Here is an 18,652-nt window from a genome sequence, read left to right as displayed (position 1 = left end):
AAATCACCCATGCTCAACGCAGTAGGAGAAGCACAAAACATCCTCCTCTTAGGAGGCACCAGCGAGATCGGGCTGGCAATTGTCAAGGAATTCCTGCCCGCCCACGTCACCCTCGCCATCCGCCCCGGCTCCAGCCACGCCGAGCAGGCTAAGGCAGAGATCGAATCCGCCGGTGCGCGCAGCGTCCGGGTCATCGACTTCGATGCGCTCGACTTCGCCTCCCACCCGGCTGTTATTGACGAGGCATTTGAGGGCCATGATTTCGATGTGGCAATCGTTGCCTTCGGGATCCTCGGCGACAACGAAGAACAGTGGCAGAACCAGGCCAAGGCCGTCGAGGCCGTGCAGACCAACTACACCGCCGCCGTCTCCGTCGGCGTCCTGTTGGGCCAGAAGTTCAAGGCCCAGGGCCACGGCACCATCGTGGCGATGAGCTCCGTCGCAGGCATGAAGGTGCGCCGCTCCAACTTCGTCTACGGCTCTGCCAAGGCGGGTCTCGACGGCTTCTACGAACAGCTCGGTGAGGCACTGCGCGAGGATGGCGTCCACGTCCTCCTCGTCCGCCCCGGCCAGGTTCGCACGCGGATGTCCGCCGGTGTCAAGGAAGCGCCCCTCACCGTCAACCGTGAGGATGTAGCAAAAGCGGTCCACGAGGCCGTCGTCAAGCGTGACGATACCGTGTGGGTACACCCAGCGTTCAAGTACGTCTCCCTCGTGCTGAACCACATCCCGAAGCCCATCTTCCGGAAGCTCCCCTTCTAACGATGGGCAACGAGTACGCACCTGACCGCCTCCCACTCGCCACAACGCTCGCAGCCATCGCTGCAGCGGGCGTGGGAGGCGGCCTCGCGACGTTCTTAGTCTGGTTCGCCCTCCGCCACACAAACCTCCCGGCCTTCACAAGCTCGAACCTCACCACCGCCGTCGCCACCGCCGGCACGGTCATCGTCTGCCTTGCCGCAGCCGCCGCCGTGTGGTGCTGGTTCCACGGCCCAACGAAACTTCGGCCACTTGTGTACCTTGTGTGCTATCTAGCACCAGCCGGGATTGTGTGTACCACCACCGCCGTGCCCCTCTCGACCAGCAAACTCTGGCTCGACGGCATCACCGGTGACCAGGAATTCCGCACGCAATTCCTCACCCGCCTCACCGACAGCTGGCACATCTCGGACATGAACTACATCGACATGCCGAGCTACTACCCCGGCAGCTGGTTCTGGCTCGGCGGGCGCTTTGCCAACATCCTCGGACTACCCGGCTGGGAAGTGTTCCAACCCTGGGCACTCGTCTCCATCGCCGGTGCCGTGAGCGTCCTCACCCCCGTCTGGCAACGCCTCATCGGCTCCCTGCCCGTCGCCACGGCGATCACGCTCGTCACCACCTGTGTCGTACTCGTTATCTCCGCCGCCGAACCCTACGCGGCGATCATCGCCGCCGGCAGCTCCGCCGCCATGGTGCTCGCCGGCCGGGCGCTGCGCGGCCACCTCTGGTCACTCATCGGCATCATCGTCTTCCTCGGCATCTCCGCGACGATGTACACCCTGTACACCTCCGTCCTCGCCGGCACCCTCATCCTCGGCTCCGCCATCGTCGCCGCACTCGTCGAACAATCCATCAAGCCCCTCCTGCGGATGATCCTCATCGGCATCTGCTCCGGCCTCATCGCCCTCACAGTCTGGGGCCCCTACCTGTGGGCCGTCCTCTCCGGACGCCCCCGCTCCGGCGCCACCAGCCAGCACTACCTGCCCTACTCCGGTGCCCAAGTTCCCCTGCCCATGTTCAGCTTCACCGTCATCGGGCTCCTGTGCCTGGTCGGACTCATCTACATGATGCTGAACATCCTCGAACCCGACATCATGTCGCTCGGCATCACCGTCATCGTCACCTACGGCTGGATCATCGCCTCCATGGTCGCCTCCCTCGGCGGCACGACGCTCCTCGGCTTCCGCCTCGATGCCGTCCTCACCGTGTGCCTGGCCACCCTCGGTGTCCTCGGGCTTGCGCAGGCGCACCTGTCATACTTGCCGACGAAGCCCCGCATCACCGCGGCTGTTGCTATTGTGATTGCGCTCGCCGGAATCTACTACGCCCAGGAAATCCCCGCCCGCAACACCAACGCCATCGACCGCGCGCACACCGACACCGACGGCGAAGGCAGGCGCGCCGATAGGTTCGCGCCCGGGTCTGCGACGTTCTACGAGGCTATCGACGCGGAGTTGCGGACGCACACCACCTCCCCGGCTGATACTGTTGTGCTTACTGATGAACGAACCTTCCTCGCCTACTACCCCTACCGCGGGTTCCAAGCCATGACGAGCCACTACGCCAACCCCCTCGGCCAGTTCGACCTCCGCAACACGCTCATTGAGCACTGGGCCAACGCCTCCTGGAATGAACTCAAAGACCCCGATGCGTTCAAGGATGCCCTCGACGCGTCCCCCTGGGCTCCTCCGCAGGCCTTCATCTTCCGCGGCAACGCAGACGACATGGACACCGGCTGGACGTATGACCTCGCTGAGGACATCTACCCCAACAACCCCAACGTCCGCTTCCGTGGGATCTTTTTCAACCCCGCAGTATTTTCCGCCCCATACTGGGATGTGGCCCAAGTTGGCCCCTTCGTAGTAGTGACCTTAAACTGATGTGCCGTGCTGACCCTCGACAAGATTAAAAAGCTGGCGATCGCCTCTGGCATCGTCGGCTTCCTCCTGTTCATCCTGACGCCATTCCTCCCCGTCAACCAGACGCAGTCGACTGTGCACTGGCCCCAGGGAGACCTCCAGTCCATCACCGCGCCGCTCATGAGCTACGCGCCGGAGAAGCTCGAAGCAACCATCCCCGTTGATGCGTTTGATGAGCTTCACGACGGTCAAAACCTGCTCCTCGGAACCCTCCCCCAGGACTCCAAGGACGCCACGCAGCGCGGCCTCTTCATCCGCCTAGGCGAAAACGGCCTCGACGCCGTGGTGAAGGACAAGGTGATCTTCGCACTGAGCCGGGAGGACGTCGACAAGCTACAGCCCACAGACGAGCTGAAGCTAGTCAGCGACGCCGAGGGGACGACCATCACCCTCGGCAGCCACGAGGGCTCGACTGACGAAGACACCAGACCGCAAGTCACAGGACTATACACAGAACTCAACCGGGAGGCGAACGTACCTGGCCTTAGCGCCGACATCACCATCAACTCCCGCTTCACCTCCTCGCCAAGCCTGATCAAATACCTCGCCATGTGGGGCGGCATCGCCTGCCTCCTCCTGTCACTGTTCAGCCTCTGGAAATTCGACCAACTCGCGGGCAACCACCAGCCCGAATACACCCCCCGGTGGAAAACCATCACCCCCCTCGACGGCATCGTCGGCGCCATCCTCCTGTTCTGGTACTTCATCGGCGCCAACACTTCCGACGACGGATTCATCCTCACCATGGCCCGGCAATCGCACGCCGCCGACTACATGGCCAATTACTACCGCTGGTTCGGCGTCCCCGAATCACCCTTCGGCGCGCCCTACTACGACCTGCTGGGCTTGATGACGTATGTGTCCACGTCGTCGATCTGGGTCCGCCTCCCCCAGCTGATGGCAGCGGTGCTGACGTGGCTGCTGTTGTCGCGTGAGGTCCTCCCCCGGTTGGGGCAGAAGATAGCAGATAGAAGAGTTGCGCACTGGACCGCCGCCTTCGTCTTCCTCTCCTTCTGGCTGCCGTACAACAACGGCATCCGCCCCGAGCCGATCATCGCCGCACTCTCGCTGCTTACGTGGGTGCTCGTGGAGAAATGCTTTGCGACGAACAGGCTCCTCTACGGCGCCTCGGCTGTTATTGTTGCGACAATTGCGCTCGGCGCCGGCCCGACCGGGCTCATGGCCGTCGGCGCGCTGCTCGCCGGGATTCCGGCATTCATCCGCATGCTGCACCGTCGCAGGGACCTCGGAGTCATCGCACAACTCGTGCCGTTCCTGCCCGCCGGCTTCGCCATCCTCATGGCGGTGTTCGGCGACCAGACGCTGCGCACCGTCACCGAGGCCGTGCACGTCCGCTCCGCGAAGGGGCCGTCGCTGCCGTGGTACCTCGAGTGGGTGCGCTATGAGACGCTCATGGGCAACAACGTGGACGGGTCGTTTACCCGTAGGTTCGCGGTACTACTCATGTTCGCGGCTGTTGCTCTTGTGATTGCCTCCACCCTGCGCCACGGCGGGGTCGTCGGCGCGGCCAAGGCACCGACCTTCCGGCTCGTCATGATGTTCGCGCTCACCTTATTCGCGTTCTGCTTCACGCCCACCAAGTGGTCCCACCACTTCGGTGTGTTCGCCGGGCTTGGTGCCGCCCTTGCTGCCCTGGCGGCGATCGTCTGCTCGCAAATCGCGCTGCGCTCCGTGCGGAACCGGCTGCTTGTCATCGGCGGGTTCCTGTTCCTGCTCGCCTTCTGCCTCGCTGGGCAGAACGCGTGGTGGTACATCTCGTCGTTTGGCGTGCCGTGGTTCGACAAGTCGATTCAGTTCAAGGGGATCGAGTCCTCCACCGTCATGCTCGTCATCGCGCTGCTTGTTTTGTTGGCGGGAGTCATCAGCGGGTTCCTCGACGAAGTGCGGGAGGTGCGAGGAGACGGTGCCAGAAAGGATCGTCGACTAGCAAAATTCGACGGACTCTTCGCCGCGCCGATAGCCGTGCTCAGCGCCCTCGTCGTCGTGTTCAGCTGCCTCAGCCTGGGCAAAGGGTTCGTGTCGCAATACCCGGCGTACTCCGTCGGGCTCGGCAACCTGCGCGCACTGACCGGAAACAGCTGCAACCTCGCACAGGACGCGCTGCTCGAAACCGACACCAACGACGCGTTCCTCACCCCCATCGAAGGAACCCTCGCCGAATCGCTTGACGACGGCGACGGTGTCGGCTTCGGCCCCAACAACATCCCCGAAACCATCGTCGGTGGCGGTGTCGACACCTCAGCACGATCAGCCGGAACCGTGGCTGGTGCCAGTGATGCAGAAGCAGACACCGCCAGCGGCGACTCCGCCGGATCCAGCACCAGCACGCAGGGCGCCCGAGAAGAACAAGGCGCCAACGGATCCAATATCCGGCTGCCGTTCGGCATCGACTACACCAAGGTCCCCGTCGTCGGCTCGCACCGGTATGGGGCCCAGTTCGGGTCGAGGGTGCAGACGCAGTGGTACGAGCTGCCGGAGACGGAGAACCCGCTGCTCGTCATCTCCGCGGCTGGTAAAATTGCGCACCATGATATCAATGGGGTGAAACAGCCGGGGCAGAAACTCCTGGTGGAATACGGAAAGCGCAACGGGGGGAGCGTCGAAAAGCTAGGAAGCGTGGAACCGATGGATATCGGACCCGCCCCCCAGTGGAGGAACCTGAGGGTGCCGCTCGACAGCCTGCCTGCCGAGGCCGACGCCGTGCGAATCACAGCAGTGGACACAAACCTCAGCGGGGAGGAGTGGGTGGCTTTCACCCCACCGCGCGTCCCCACCCTCGCGCCCCTCAACGACGTCATCGGCTCCGAGAAGCCGGGGCTTTTGGACTGGGCCGTCGCACTCCAGTTCCCGTGCCAGCGGTCCTTCGACCACTACGCGGGTGTGGCGGAAGTGCCGGAATACCGCATTTCGCCGGACCACCCGGGCAAGGTGACGCTGTCGCCGTTCCAGGATTACAACGGCGGTGGCGTGATGGGGATTGCGGAGGCCGCCAACAAGGGTCGCGAAATCCCCGGGTACCTGAAGGACGATTGGCAGCGGGACTGGGGCTCCATCGAAGAGTACTCGTTGCGCACCAATTCGCGCGGTGAGGAGCCGAAGCCCGCCGCGGTTGATACGGAAGTGATTACCCGGTCGGGTCTGTGGTATCCGGGTCCGATGGCGACCGACGAGTAGCCCTCATTTGTAGGACCTTTCGTACAAGGTTGTAGCCGCACCATTTATTTTCCGGCTGGTTGTTGTAGACAAGCGGGCCACCTCCGGGTGGCCGCCAGCCAACTCGCCCCTCAGCGTCGCGCTCTAAGTGCCCGTTGAGGGGCCTATCTCTTCGGTCATCGTTTTGCGCGTTGTGGGAGTGGCAACAGCCGGTGAGCGTGTCGGAGTCGGTTTTTCCGCCGAGGCAAAAGGGCCACGTGTGGTGGGCTGCGCCGTCTCTGACGAGTTCGTGGCAGCCGGGCCAGGGGCAGATGATCTGCATGATTTCGTTGGCGGCGCGCTGGTTTTTGTTGGCGAAGCGGCGGCGCTCGATTTCGTAGTTGCCGATGACGTGGGCTTCCTTGTCGACGATGGTGAGCCAGCCGGTGTCGGCAAGCGCTAGTTCGGCGAGCTCGTCCAGGTCATACGTTTCGCCGGTCGTGGTCTGAACCTTGGCCTCCTCGCCGGCGTAGAACATGTCGTCGAGAACAAGGATGAGCGCCGGCTTGTACTCGGTCGGCTTGAGCTCGCCGCCTTCGGAGAAAGCGAGATCGGCGAAGGCTTTGCCCTTGCCGCGGCACAGGTCCATGGTTTTGGGGGCGAGCTCGGCCAGGCGTGCGTTGATGCGGTTGATGACATCCTCGCTGTCGCGGAGGATGAGTTGCTTGTTGCCCTGGGCGTCGGCTTTCTTGGACACAAACACCCCCCGGTTGGTGCTGAAGGTGTCTTTGTTGAGTTCCTTGACTATGGTCGTCGCAAAGCTCTGGAGTTCGTCGCAGGTCATGCTTGTCGACGCTTCGATCAACTGCCCGCGTACGGTATCCATCTCCTCCCGGTTGGTGGCATTGAGGGAATTGCAGGCGCGCGAAATGATACTCAAACGCGTCAACGAAAAATCCGCCGCCTTCTTACGCTGCTCGGCCGGGGCTTTAGCCCAGGCGTTGGCGCAGGTAACAAGGGGGCGGATGTCTTTGGGGAGGCAGTCTGCGGCGAGCGCGAGTTCCTCAATTTCGTGCTTACGCAGCCCACTAAACCCCTCGAGGATAGCTATCCCCGAGGAGCGCGTGGCAAGGAACTCGTGTGGTGTCATACCCATTAGACGTGACACACACGCCACTTGGTTCCCTACCGGGAAGAATTATCCAAAAGGATGAGGAGATCGCCGAGGGAGTACTTGCCGCTGGCGGCCATCGTCTTCAAGTCCTCGACGGGGAGCTTGTTCTGTGCACCCAGCTCGACCAGGACACGAGCCAAGCTGAAGGCCTTAGGAAGGTCGATACCAGCCTTCGTGGCGGCGTCGACAAGCTCAGCAGAAGCAAGGACATTGCCCTCCGCAATGCCGAGGATGGCGTGCGCGAGGGGCTGGGAGGTGCCGCCGAAGTCCGGACCACCGAAGTTGTCCGTGGGCTGGAGGAGATTCCCGATGCCGAGCGCGTGGCCGGCGGCGAAGGCCCCCAACTGGTCGCGAGTGCCGTTGAAAAGGTTGAGATCAACCTCGCTGAGGATGCCAGAGACCCGACCGTGAGCCGAGCGCTGCCAGAACGTCATGTAACTCCAGCCACCAGGAACCTCAGCCGGGGGAGTGTTTTGCCACGCAGCCAACCACAGCGGATACTGCGAGAACTCCTTCGTATTGCCCATCTGCTCTGCCCAGAAATAGCGGTAGGTGTAAATCATCGGTGTCTTGCCCGTCAGGCGCTGCGTTTCAGAAAGGAAGTCGCGCGTCCAATTCTGCAGGGCCGTTACACCGAGGCCGTCGGTCTCCTCGAGGTCGAGAACCGGGGGGAGGGTGGCGTCGGCCTGCTTGATCGTCTCGGCGAAGTAGGCGGCCTGGGCCTTGGCGTCGGCGCCGGGGCGGGCGTAGTGGTAGGCGCCGACGTGCAATCCTGCCCCACGGGCATCTTTAACATCAGCCGGGAAGTGGGTATTGGTGAAGCCCACGCCCTCCGTCGCCTTAATAAACGCAAAATCCTGGGAGGAGTTGGCTACCTGGTGCCAGTCGATGGCGGAGCCGCCCGGGTGTTGGTGGCCGGCGATGTCGATGCCGGAGGAGAGGAGAGGAACCGCCCCCGCCGTTGGTACAGCAGTTGCTAAAACGGTGACCAGTGCAATAACTCGCTTCATGGGGCGAATGTTACCACATTAGTCACATGAGTCACACGTGTAACAGGAGGGTGGGCGTGTCGAAGAGGGAGGTGTCGGCACGCGCGGCGCGCACCGCATGGACTACTACCGCGATGAAGACGGCGTACATGACAACTGCGCAGGCGATGATAGAGGCGATTTGGACGGGCTCGGAGGAGGGTTGAAGGTTCCACCAGAAGTGGAAGAGCGTCGACAAGCCCCAGGAAGCGACGGCGACGCGCCAGGTGTGGGAGGAGAAGAGCCACAGGCCGAGGCCATAGGCGAGGATCCCGGTGAAGACCATGTGGAGGCCGGGGCCGGCGACCGTGCGCATGCCCCACATTTCGAGCATGCCGAGCATGTCCGAGGACGGGTGGTAGAGGGCACCGACGGTGCCGTAGCCGAAGTTTTCCACCGACTCGAAGCCGAGACCGACGAGGAGTCCGATAGCGAGGGCATGGTAGGGGCGGGTGACGCGCGGGCAGAGATAGATGATGAAGAACGCGCCGAGGCCCTTGGCCACCTCCTCGGGAAGCGCGCCGGCGAAGGAGGCCATGGTCAGCTCACTGCCGGCCAGGCGCGTGGCCTCCATGTAGCCGCCACTGCCGGCCATCACCAGCAACAGGGATGTACCCCCGCCCCAGGCGAGGGCTGCGGCAACCCATTTTTTCTCCAGCCCCACCGGCCACAGCCGGGAGGTGGCGATCAACCACGTGAACAACGCCATCCACCCGCAGCAAAACACGAGCGAAATGAGGCCGGCGCCCGGCGCGACGATGAGGTTGGCGAGGTTGATGAGGATGCCACCAACCGAGAGCACGAGACCGATTCTGAAGAGGAGTTTCATTTATACGTTCACCGCCTGGAGGGCGTTGAGGGTGGGGTCGATAAGAATGCCGGAGGCGATGGCGACGGTGTAGACGCCGTCTTTGTCGCCGGTGGGGGCGAGGAGGACGGCGGTGTCGCCGTCGCGAAGCATGGTTACGTTACCTTCCGTGACGGGTTCCGCCTCGGTGGGGAGCAACATTTCTGCTTCCCACATGCGGCGGGCGGCGAGTTTCGGGTCTTTAACCTCTCCGATTTCCTCGGAGCGGACGAAGTCGGGGCCGCACTTGTACCCGGTGAGCAGGCCCGTGCCGAAGTCGAGTTCGCACGAGGGGCTGTCGGGCAGGGCGATATCATCGCCGATGGTGACGGGTTCGCGGTACGGTTCGTCGAAAAGTTTCGGGAGTAACGCGGGGGCGAAGAGGTACACCAATGCCGCCACGATGCCGAAGACACCTACGGTAGGTTGTAACTTGTATTGCACGCCACCCGATTGTAGGAGAAAATCACGTGAAGGACTTATTCGAGATTGTCAACGGGGATTGGTACCGCGAGACGGACATCCCCGCCGAGTACGCGTCGTGGGGCACGTTCCAGGAGCTGCGGCTCGACTCCCTGAAGCAGTGTAAGGAGCTCGCGGAGGGCGACGACGGGCTGGTGGGCACCGCCTACCGCTCGTTTATGAACCACCGCGGATCGGTTGATGACCTGCCGTTCGACCTCTTGGACAAGCCGCTGCCGGAGGCTCTCGGCGAGCTGGACACAATCGGGATCACGGCACCCGCGTCGTTTTTCGTGGAGAAGTCGGCCGACAGTGACATGTCCATCGCCTACATCGTCCAGGCGGGACTCGGGCTTCCCGACGAGGCGTACTACCACGCGCCGGAACACGCTGCGACGCTGTCCGCGTACGAGAAGCACGTGGAGCGGATGCTGGGGTTGGCGGGGCGCAGCGAGTCGGCCACCGATGTGCTTGAGGTTGAGCACTACCTCGCGCGCGGGCACTGGGACAATGTCGCCTGCCGCGATGCGGTGAAGACGTTCAACCCGGTGGAGCTGTCGTCGTTGGGCACCAACGTGCAGCAGATGCTGCGCACCATGGGGCTTGAGAACCAGACGGTCATCGCCTGCCAGCCGAGCTACCTCACCCACCTCGAAGAGGCTTTTTCGGAGCTTCCGGAGGCGAAGTGGCACGCGTGGGCCGTCTGGCACATCATCTCCTCGTGCGCTGGAATGCTTTCCGACGAGCTGTCGGCTGCAAACTTCGACTTCTACGGTCGCGTCCTCGCCGGCTCGGAGAAGCAGCGCGACAGGTGGCAGCGCGCCCTCGGGTTCGTCGAATCGGGGCTCGGCTTCGAACTGGGCAAACTGTACGCCGCCCGGTACTTCCCGGAGTCCAGCAAGAAGGACATGCTCGAACTCGTCGACTACCTGCTCGCCGCCTACCGGGAGCGCATCTCGGGCCTGCCATGGATGACGTCGGCTACGCGGGAGAAAGCTTTGACCAAGCTGGAGCAGTTTACGGCGAAGATCGGCTACCCCGACACGTGGCGTGAATACGATGTTTCTTTGCAGGAAGACGACGTGCTGGGCAACGCCCGCGCGCTCGCCCTCAACTCCCACAACTACCACCTGTCCAAGCTGGGCAAGCCGTACGATCGCGGCGAGTGGGTCATGACACCGCAGACCGTCAACGCCTGCTACAACCCGACCGTCAACGACATCACGTTCCCCGGCGCGATCCTGCAGGCGCCGTTCTACTCGCCCACCCACTCCCCCGCTGAGAATTTTGGGGGAATTGGTGCGGTCATCGGTCACGAGATCGGTCATGGCTTCGACGACCAGGGCTCGCGTTACGACGGCCACGGCAACCTCAACGTGTGGTGGACCGACGAGGACCGCGCCGCGTTTGAGGAGCTGACGGCCAAGCTCGTCGGCCAGTTCCAGGGGCTCGTGCCGATCGCTTTGGAGGGCACGGAGACCCCGGGTGTCAACGGTGAGCTCACCCTCGGCGAGAACATCGGCGACCTCGGTGGCCTCGGCATTGCGCTCGTGGCGTACAAGAAGTGGGCCGCCGACAACAATGAGGACATCGACCTCAAGAGCTTCTTCCGCTCATGGGCGATGTCCTGGCGCCAGAAGACGCGCCCGCAGATGGCGGCGCAGCTCCTGGCCATTGACCCGCACTCCCCCTCCGAGTTCCGCTGCAGCGTCATCCCCAAGAACATCGACGAGTTCTACGAGGCGTTCGACGTGGAAGACGGGTTCGCCCCGGAGGAGCGAGTGACGATCTGGTAGCGACCTAGACTGGGAGACCCCAGGCGCGCAGTTGCGCACGGATCGGCTCGATGAACTGAGCGATGAGCGCACCCAATCCAGCGAGAACGGCGAGGAGCGGGACGACGATGGCCGCGGCGAGCTCGGCGTCGGAAAGCCCCGTGGAGGCCTTGTTGAGCGTGACCTCATCGACAACCGAATTGTCATCGACGTTGCGGGTGATGACCTTGAGGGAGGTGGGGGTCACCTGCACGTCGGTGTAGTCCGGCGTGTAATCCTGGTTCCAGTAGGCGGTGCCGTGGCCGAGCATGTTCTTGGCCACGGAATCCTCGAACGTGAGATTCGGGTGCTGCTCATCGATCGCGGTGGAGAAATCGTAGAACTTGGAACCGGTGGCGGAGTTGGCGGTGATGTAGAGGACCTCACCGTCGGCGGGGGTGAGCGTGTCGCCGGGAGCCGCCTGCTTATCCTGCTTGACCGGGGTGTTTCCCTTCATCAGGTGGGAGCGGCCGTAGATGTGCTCGTGGCCAGACAGCACGAGATCAACACCGCTTTCGGAGAGGACGGGGGTGAGCTCGTCGCGCAGCCACGTGGTCTTGTCCTCGTAGGCGTGGTAGCTCTGGGCGTACGGGGGCTGGTGGAAGGTGGCGATGACCCAGTCCGTGTTGGGGTGAGCGGCGATGGCCTTCTTGATGAACTCGGTGTGCAGCGCCGTGTCCTCAATGTTCGTATCGAGGGAGATAATGAGGGCGTTGTTGTAGGTGAAGTAGTAGTTCTGATCCTCCGCGTTGGGGAGGTTGTAGTGGGTGTGGAAGGCGTCGAGGGAGCGCTTGTCGTGGTTGCCGTCCTGCACCGCGGTGCGCAGCTGGCGCATCGCAGCGGGGGCAAAGAAGGCGTCGTACTCCGCCTCCTTCTGCTCCTCGGTGGCGGAACGGTCGGCGTTGACCTGGTCGCCGGCGGTGAGGAGGAAATCGGTGCCGGGGTTATTCTTCACCGTCGTGTCCACCGTGTGCTTCCACAGGGCCGGATCGTCCTTCTTCCCCTTGGAGGCGCCGATCTGCGGATCGCCGTAGAAGAGGAAGTTCCAGTTGGTGCTCTCCGCCTCGGGGGTGAACGTGTACCAGTCGGACCAGCCGGCGGTGTCGGAGCCGACCCGGTAGGAGTAGGCCTTGCCCGGGGTGAGGCCGGTCAGCTCGGCATCGACACCGTACATGCCGTTAAAGGCGGTGGTATCGGTCTTCGCGGCGACGGTCTCGCCGTCCTTCACCTCAACGACCTGGTCGGTCGCGGGTGTGGTGGAGGTCCAGGAAATGTTAGCGGAAGTGTTCGTGGTGCCGATGCCGAGGAACACGTCGTCGATGCCCTTATCGGCGGCGTAAGCCGGGGCGGTGACGAGTGCCGCGGTCGTTGCAACGGTGGTGGCTAGTGCGAGAAAACGCATGGTGTACATCCTTTTTGGGGTAGAAAATGGGGACGAACCAAGCGTAGAATTCCACGCTTACTAGCAGGTGAATTTTACAGACCTAACAGGTGAATAATCTGGTCGCGTTGCGTCCACGCCACCGACCCGAGGATGGCGAGGATCGAGATGATCGGGGTGATGATCGCCGCCAGCTGCAGAGGTGTCTGCTCGGCGTCGGGGGTGATGGTCTCCGTCTTGATGACCGTTTCGTTCTCCGTCTCGACCTTGGTTTCCGTCTTCACGACGGTTTCCGTTTCCACCTTGGTCTCGTGGTCCGCCGGAGGCGTGGGGGCCGGGTCCTCGGGAAGCTCGGTCATCGAACCCGGGTTTTCCGGCAGTGGCGGAAGCACGGTCTTGTTCAGGGTGACCGTGTCGACGACGGAGCCGTCGTCAACGTTGTAGGTGGTCAGGGTGAGCTTCGTGGGCGTGACCTCGACGTTGGTGTAATCCGGCGTGCCGTCCTGGTTCCAGTAGGCAACCTCGGGGCGGACGAGGCCCTCGGCAACGGACTGCTCGAAGGTCATGCCCGGATGGCGGGCGGCGCCGGAGGAGGCGAAGTCGTAGAACTTGGAGCCGGAGGAGCTGTTGGCCGTGTAGTACAGGACCTCGTTGCCACGCGGGGTGAGATTGGTGGAATCGGTGGGGCGCGCCGTCGTACCGCTCATCAGGTGGGAGCGGGTGTGCATGTGCTCGTGACCGTTGAGGACGAGGTCCACGCCGAGGTCGCTGAGGACGGGGCCGAGGTTTTGGGCGAGTTCCTTCGGCTTCGCCTCGAAGGCGTGCCAGCTGTGGGCGTAGGGCGGGTGGTGGAAGGTGACGATGATCCAGTCCTTGCCACCGCCGGCCTTGGCCACGGCTGTGCGCAGGAAGTTCGCCAACCCATTGTAATCGATGCTGTTGGAATCCAGCGCGACGATCAGCGCATTGTTGTATTCGTAGTAGTAGTTGTAGCCGCTGGCGTTGGGCAGGTTGAAGTGGCGGGCAAAGGCGACTATGTCGTTGTCGTGGTTGCCGCTTTGTACCGCCAGGCGGTAGGTGCGCAGCTGGTCGGGGGCGAAGAAGGCCTCGTATTGGTCCTGGGCGAGGGCGTAGTTGACCTGGTCACCCGCGGTGACGAGGAAGGCCGTGTCGGGGTGCGCGGCGGTGGAGGTGGCGAGCGTTTTCTTCCAGCCCTCGGCGTCCGTGGCGAGGTTGCCCGCGCCGATCTGGGGGTCGCCGTAGAAGAGGAAGTTCCAGCTGTCGGTTTGGGGGCGCACGGTGAGGTCGTACCACGTTGTCCACCCGTCCTCGTCGGAACCCACGCGGTAGGAGTAACCGGGCGCGAGCCCCGTGAGCGTCGCCTTAGCGGCGTATTCGGCGTTCGTACTCGTCAGGGTAACTTCGCTGGGGTCGACGGTGGTCACCTTTCCCGCAGCGTCTTTGACCTGCACCTTTTGCTGCTGCTTGGAAGGCATGTACCAGTTCAGGTTGGCGCTGGTTTCGTCGGATCCAACGCCGAGGAAGAGGTCTGTCGTCTCAGCGTACGCCGGGGTGGTGACAAGGAGACTGAGGGTCAGGCCCGCGGCCGCAATCGTGCGCAATGACATACTGTTTTACCTTCCTAGATACTGGTTGATGGCAGCGCCGAGCAGGGCACCGATGATGCCGAGGGCGCTGATGACGATGGAGGCGATCGCGGCACCCTCGGAGGATCCCACGGCCTGCGGTTCTTCGGTGCGGGTTGTCGTGCTTGTCGACGTGTTGGTGGTCGTCGATGTCTTCGTGTTCGTGCTGGTCTTGGTGTTGGTGCTCGTCGTGGCCGGGGTGGAGGTGGTCTTGTCCGGCTTGGGGGCATCGTTGTTGACGATGGTCACCTTGTCGATGACGTAGGGCTGATCCGCATCGTACGTGGTGAACGTCAGCTCCTGCGGGGTGACCTGCACCTTCAGGTAATCCGGGTCGTAGTCCTGACGCCAGTAGGCGGTCCAGTCGTAGGCCGGGTGGTTGAAAACGTCGACGTGCTCCATGCGGGCGTTCGGAACGGAGGCACCGTTTTTGTCATGGTAATCGTAGTACTTGCCCGCACCTGTCGAGGTGGAGGTGATGTAGAGGACCTGGTTATCGGTGGGCTCAAGGCGGTCACCGCGGCGCGGAGGGGTAGCAGAAAGCACCGGCTTATCGCCCTCCATGAGGTGGGAGCGCGTGTAGATGTGATCGTGGCCGGAGAGGACGGCATCGACGCCAAGCTCGGAGAACACGGGGGCCAGGACCGTGCGGACACCCGTGACATCGTTGTCGCTCACGTGCGAACCCTGAGAGAACGGCGCGTGGTGCAGCATGACGACGATCCAGTCGTTGGCATCGCCGTGCGCACCGATCGTCTCGCGGAGGAAGTCCTCGTGGCGCGGCCAGTTCGTGTTGTTCGTATCGAGGCCGATAAACAGGACGTTGTTCTTCTCGTAGTAGTAGTCCTGGATGTCCTCTTCCTGGTTCGGGTGGCTGAAGAAGGACTTGTAAAACTCCATCGCGCCGGAGTACGTCTCGTGGTTACCGGGGATGGTGGACAGGGGCAGCCCGGTCACCTGCGGCGCCTCGAGAAGCAGGCGGTGCTGGTCCAGCGGAGATCCCCACCCCTCGACCTGGTCGCCGACGGAAACAAGAAGGGAAGCATCGGGCACATCGGCGGTCGCGGAATCGACGGTGGCCAGCCAGTTTTTCTGCGTCCTCTCCAGCTCCAGGTTGGTGCCGATCTGCGGGTCACCGAAGACGAGGAAGTTCCAGTTCCCATCGCCGTCGTCGGTGGTGAACGAGTACTCGTCGCTCCAGCCCGTCTCGTCGGATCCGACCTGGTACGTGTACTGCGTGCCGGGCTCCAGCCCGGTCACCGTGGCGGTGCGGGGCTGGGTGAGGATCTGCGCATTGGCCGGGATGGAAGCGTCGACAAGCATGGTGGTGGGGCCAGTGACCTTGACCTTTTCGGGGGCCGACCCCACAGTCTGCCAGTTGATGATCACCTCGGAGCCGTTCGCGCCCGGCTGGAGAACCACCGAGGTCTGCGGGCCGGTGCCGACGTGGGTGGCAGGCGTGGGCTCGGAACCCTCCGGCTGCGCGAGGACATACGTGCCGGTCAACGCCAAAGAGACGGCGGCGACCGATGCAGAAACCAGACGAAAAATAGACACAGCACACCTTTTTTAATACGTTTCACAGTTCGCATACAGCCTAGGAACAGTACATGGCCAGACCATGACCCCCGTGTGACCAGCCAGTGAACTTTACGTTCCACTACCCCCGTTAAACGCCGTATAAAACACCAGGCGCTCCCCCCGCTACATGAAACCCAGGTGAATTTTTGGCCAACGAGCGGGGAGACGCGCGCGGGAGGTCCTAGGGTCAAAAAATATGTCGAGCGAAAATACTCTGTCGCGCCGCCGCTTCATGGCGTACTCCGCGCTTATCACCGCAGGCACCGCCGTTGCCTCCACCGCCGTCGCACAACACGGCCCCTCCGAACAGTCCATCGCCCCGCTAGACCTCTACAACCAAGCCTCGCGCGCCGGACTGCCCTTCCTCCACTCCGTCGCCAGCGGCGACCCGCTGCCCGACTCCATCATCCTGTGGACCCGCGTCACCCCCGACCGCGACAGCCTCCCCGGCTCCGGCCTCGGCCCCGACGTGACCGTACGCTGGGACATCGCCACGGACACCGCCTTCACCGACATCATCGGCACCGGCACCGCCATCGCCACCGCCGAGCACGACCACACCGTCCACATCGACGTGAAGGGGCTGCGCCCCGAGACGATTTACTACTACCGCTTCATCGTCCTCGACGGCGACCACCGCGGGGCAACGTCCCCGATTGGCCGCACCAAAACCGCCCCCGCCTACGACTCCTCCCCCGAGGAGATCACCTTCGCCACCGCCTCCTGCGCGAACTGGGAATGCGGCTACTTCTCCGCCTACCGCGACATGGCGCAACGCGGCTACAACGGGGAGCTCGACCTCGTCGTCTTCCTCGGCGACTACATCTACGAATACGCCACCGGCGAATACGCCGGCAAGTCCGGGATCAGCCGCGTCCACCACCCGCAATGGGAAATCACCACGCTCGAGGACTACCGCATCCGCTACGGCACCTACCGCACCGACCCCTTCCTGCAGGCCGCCCACGCCTCCACACCGTGGGTTGTGACCTGGGACGACCACGAGACAGCCAACAACTCGTGGAGCGCCGGCGCGGAAAACCACACCGACGACCCTGCTGAAGGCAAGTGGACCACCCGGCGCGACAACGCACAACAGGCCTACTTCGAATGGCTGCCCGTCCGCGTCACCATGGACAGCCCCGAACGGCACATCTACCGCAGCTTCCAATACGGCGACCTCATGGAACTGACCATGATGGACCTGCGCAGCTACCGCGACGCCGAGACCGACGCTGCCAACTTCGCCAACCCCGAGCGCACGATGCTCGGCAGCGAACAGTTCAACTGGCTCAAGAACGTGCTGGAGACCTCCACCGCCGCGTGGAACGTGCTCGGCAACTCCGTCATGCTCAGCCCCATGAAGATCCTCACCGTCGAAGGCGACCCCGCCGCCAACGCCGCGCTGAACTTCGTCGACCAGCGCACCACCGGCATGGCCGTCAACTCCGATCAGTGGGACGGCTACGCCGCCGACCGCGACCGGCTGCTCGAACTCCTCTCCCACACGTCCGCCAACACCTTCGTCGTCACCGGCGACATCCACTCCGAGTGGGCAAACTCCGTCATCTGGAACGACAAGGAGATCGGCGCCGAGATGGTGTGCACCTCCATCTCCGCACCGAACGTCGACGAGATCCTCACCAGCTACCTCGGCAGCTACCACCCTGAGAACAACTCCACGAGTCTCCTCGTCGAAGACGTGCTCACCGGCGCGAACCCGTGGGTCAAGCACCTCGACTTCGACGCCCACGGCTACTGCATTGCGCACCTGAGCCGCGAGCAGGTCGTCATGGACTATGTCCGCGTCGCCGACGTGGAGACCAACAACGCCGCCACGAACATTGCAGTGACGAAGACGTGGCGGCCGGGAGAGGGGTTCGTCGACTAGCTTTCGTCGCCGCCGAACACGTCGTCGGACTCGCGGATATTCTCCTCCTCGATATCCGCGTAGGGAACCTGCGCGAGGCAGACGGTCAGGCCTGCAGGGGTGCGCACGACCGCCGTGGGGCCGAGGAAGGATTCCTGCGGCTCCTGGAGGACGAGGTCCGCGTCGACCTTGGCAAGCGTATCCTGCAGGTTCTCCACACCGAAGTAGACGACCCAGTTGTTCGCCGGCTCCGAGGGGATCTCCCAGAACCAGCCGATGGCGCCGCCTTCTTTGTAGGCGACGCGGATGGCCTCATTCGGACCGTCGATGACCCAGCCGAAAAGCGCGGCAAAGAAGTCAATCTCCGGGGTGGGGCCGGCGTATTCGAACCAGACCGGGGTGCCCGGCTCGCCGACAGCGAAAAAGTGCTCGCCCGTGACCACGGAAAACGGCACGCCCGCCGGGTCCAGGCACTGCGAATCGGAAAGCACCGTGCCGCCCTCGCGCTCGATCTGCTCGTGGGCGTCCTGTGCGTTGTCCACGGTGAAGCCCACAGACCACACGTCGAAATCGGCGGGAACGAGGGTGGCGATCGGGATGGACTCGAGGGTGAGGAAGGTGCCCTCCTCCCGCTCGTCGAGGCCGTATCCCATGACCTGGGAGAAGAAAGCTGCGGTTGCGTCCTTGTCGGTGGTGTAGAGGGTCAGGCCGCTGGGGACGCCCTCCGGCATAGTCAGTACGGGCATTAGAGGTTCTCCCACTTCGAAGGGTCAAAATCGACATCGTCGTCGTCTGCGACGTTGGTGACGAGCACGGCCTCACCGGCCGGGGCGGTTACGACGTCGCCCTCGCGCAGGACTTTCCCCCGGCGCGTGTCTACCTCGCCGTTGACGCGGATCTGCCCCTCAGCAATGAGGTTTTTCGCCTCGCCACCGGTTTCGGCAAGGTTCGCCAGCTTCAGGAACTGGCCGAGTTTGATGGAGTCGTCTCTGATTTCCACTTCAAAGGTCATGCC

The 18,652-nt window shown here is 63.3% G+C and carries 14 protein-coding genes; 5 read left to right on the top strand and 9 right to left on the bottom strand.

Annotated features, from left to right (window positions below):
- Positions 1-9: 9 nt before the first annotated feature.
- The 3 genes from dprE2 to CGLUCO_RS01085 are packed head-to-tail and all read left to right on the top strand — an operon-like array spanning position 10 to position 5,876.
- Complete coding sequence (gene dprE2 / locus CGLUCO_RS01095) at positions 10-762, top strand: decaprenylphospho-beta-D-erythro-pentofuranosid-2-ulose 2-reductase (protein WP_005391025.1); 753 nt, start codon at positions 10-12, stop codon at positions 760-762.
- A 2-nt stretch (positions 763-764) separates the two neighbouring features.
- On the top strand, positions 765-2,642 hold the full coding sequence (locus CGLUCO_RS01090; protein WP_084035999.1) for a galactan 5-O-arabinofuranosyltransferase: 1,878 nt from the start codon (positions 765-767) through the stop codon (positions 2,640-2,642).
- Positions 2,643-2,648: 6 nt separating this feature from the next.
- Complete coding sequence (locus CGLUCO_RS01085; RefSeq protein WP_070740656.1) at positions 2,649-5,876, top strand: arabinosyltransferase domain-containing protein; 3,228 nt, start codon at positions 2,649-2,651, stop codon at positions 5,874-5,876.
- Here the strand turns inward: CGLUCO_RS01085 and CGLUCO_RS01080 are convergent.
- From CGLUCO_RS01080 to CGLUCO_RS01065, 4 genes are read right to left on the bottom strand one after another with little or no spacing between them, the layout of a single operon-like run.
- Entirely contained in the window at positions 5,827-6,984 is a 1,158-nt protein-coding gene (locus tag CGLUCO_RS01080; protein WP_141759658.1) for a hypothetical protein, read from the bottom strand. The two genes, CGLUCO_RS01085 and CGLUCO_RS01080, sit on opposite strands and share 50 nt — an antisense overlap.
- A gap of 35 nt (positions 6,985-7,019) precedes the next feature.
- Positions 7,020-8,018, bottom strand: a complete 999-nt coding sequence (locus tag CGLUCO_RS01075; protein WP_084035998.1) for a glycoside hydrolase family 25 protein — start codon at positions 8,016-8,018, stop codon at positions 7,020-7,022.
- A gap of 31 nt (positions 8,019-8,049) precedes the next feature.
- A complete protein-coding gene (locus tag CGLUCO_RS01070) occupies positions 8,050-8,865 on the bottom strand; it encodes a PrsW family intramembrane metalloprotease (protein WP_005391049.1) in 816 nt (271 codons plus the stop codon).
- Entirely contained in the window at positions 8,866-9,327 is a 462-nt protein-coding gene (locus tag CGLUCO_RS01065; protein WP_070740646.1) for a hypothetical protein, read from the bottom strand.
- Positions 9,328-9,353: 26 nt separating this feature from the next.
- Between CGLUCO_RS01065 and CGLUCO_RS01060 the strand changes: the two genes are divergently transcribed.
- Positions 9,354-11,141 (top strand): M13 family metallopeptidase, encoded by a 1,788-nt coding sequence (locus CGLUCO_RS01060; protein WP_084035997.1) that lies wholly within the window; start codon positions 9,354-9,356, stop codon positions 11,139-11,141.
- Between the two features lie 4 nt (positions 11,142-11,145).
- On the opposite strand, the gene CGLUCO_RS01055 is transcribed toward CGLUCO_RS01060, so the two are convergent.
- The 3 genes from CGLUCO_RS01055 to CGLUCO_RS01045 all read right to left on the bottom strand — a co-directional run bounded on the left by CGLUCO_RS01055 (position 11,146) and on the right by CGLUCO_RS01045 (position 15,743).
- Positions 11,146-12,561, bottom strand: coding sequence for a purple acid phosphatase family protein (locus CGLUCO_RS01055; protein ID WP_232621909.1), 1,416 nt, complete (start codon positions 12,559-12,561; stop codon positions 11,146-11,148).
- A gap of 74 nt (positions 12,562-12,635) precedes the next feature.
- On the bottom strand, positions 12,636-14,168 hold the full coding sequence (locus CGLUCO_RS01050) for a metallophosphoesterase (RefSeq protein ID WP_084035995.1): 1,533 nt from the start codon (positions 14,166-14,168) through the stop codon (positions 12,636-12,638).
- A gap of 6 nt (positions 14,169-14,174) precedes the next feature.
- Complete coding sequence (locus CGLUCO_RS01045) at positions 14,175-15,743, bottom strand: purple acid phosphatase family protein (RefSeq protein WP_232621910.1); 1,569 nt, start codon at positions 15,741-15,743, stop codon at positions 14,175-14,177.
- A gap of 220 nt (positions 15,744-15,963) precedes the next feature.
- Here CGLUCO_RS01045 and CGLUCO_RS01040 point away from each other — a divergent pair, with 220 nt between their 5' ends.
- Entirely contained in the window at positions 15,964-17,658 is a 1,695-nt protein-coding gene (locus tag CGLUCO_RS01040) for an alkaline phosphatase D family protein (protein ID WP_414437184.1), read from the top strand.
- Here CGLUCO_RS01040 and CGLUCO_RS01035 read toward each other — a convergent pair.
- Together CGLUCO_RS01035 and CGLUCO_RS01030 are read right to left on the bottom strand one after the other, a co-directional pair.
- Positions 17,655-18,383, bottom strand: coding sequence for a VOC family protein (locus tag CGLUCO_RS01035; protein ID WP_084035993.1), 729 nt, complete (start codon positions 18,381-18,383; stop codon positions 17,655-17,657). The genes CGLUCO_RS01040 and CGLUCO_RS01035 overlap by 4 nt on opposite strands.
- Positions 18,383-18,649, bottom strand: a complete 267-nt coding sequence (locus CGLUCO_RS01030) for an RNA-binding S4 domain-containing protein (protein WP_084035992.1) — start codon at positions 18,647-18,649, stop codon at positions 18,383-18,385. The genes CGLUCO_RS01035 and CGLUCO_RS01030 overlap by 1 nt, the downstream gene beginning before the upstream one ends.
- Positions 18,650-18,652: the final 3 nt, after the last annotated feature.

It is taken from the genome of Corynebacterium glucuronolyticum DSM 44120 (assembly GCF_030440595.1).
In the GTDB taxonomy this organism is placed as follows: Bacteria; Actinomycetota; Actinomycetes; order Mycobacteriales; family Mycobacteriaceae; genus Corynebacterium; species Corynebacterium glucuronolyticum.
The sequence above is the reverse complement of the archived record's forward strand: the minus strand, read 5'-3'. Positions and strand labels throughout refer to the sequence as shown.

What these genes read in the sequence shown, in the direction of transcription:
- dprE2 (WP_005391025.1), top strand. Translation starts at nt 10, where the DNA reads ATGCTCAACGCAGTAGGAGAAGCACAAAACATCCTCCTCTTAGGAGGC.
- CGLUCO_RS01090 (WP_084035999.1), top strand. Translation starts at nt 765, where the DNA reads ATGGGCAACGAGTACGCACCTGACCGCCTCCCACTCGCCACAACGCTC.
- CGLUCO_RS01080 (WP_141759658.1), bottom strand. Translation starts at nt 6,984, where the DNA reads ATGACACCACACGAGTTCCTTGCCACGCGCTCCTCGGGGATAGCTATC.
- CGLUCO_RS01075 (WP_084035998.1), bottom strand. Translation starts at nt 8,018, where the DNA reads ATGAAGCGAGTTATTGCACTGGTCACCGTTTTAGCAACTGCTGTACCA.
- CGLUCO_RS01070 (WP_005391049.1), bottom strand. Translation starts at nt 8,865, where the DNA reads ATGAAACTCCTCTTCAGAATCGGTCTCGTGCTCTCGGTTGGTGGCATC.
- CGLUCO_RS01055 (WP_232621909.1), bottom strand. Translation starts at nt 12,561, where the DNA reads ATGCGTTTTCTCGCACTAGCCACCACCGTTGCAACGACCGCGGCACTC.
- CGLUCO_RS01050 (WP_084035995.1), bottom strand. Translation starts at nt 14,168, where the DNA reads ATGTCATTGCGCACGATTGCGGCCGCGGGCCTGACCCTCAGTCTCCTT.
- CGLUCO_RS01040 (WP_414437184.1), top strand. Translation starts at nt 15,964, where the DNA reads ATGTCGAGCGAAAATACTCTGTCGCGCCGCCGCTTCATGGCGTACTCC.
- CGLUCO_RS01035 (WP_084035993.1), bottom strand. Translation starts at nt 18,383, where the DNA reads ATGCCCGTACTGACTATGCCGGAGGGCGTCCCCAGCGGCCTGACCCTC.
- CGLUCO_RS01030 (WP_084035992.1), bottom strand. Translation starts at nt 18,649, where the DNA reads ATGACCTTTGAAGTGGAAATCAGAGACGACTCCATCAAACTCGGCCAG.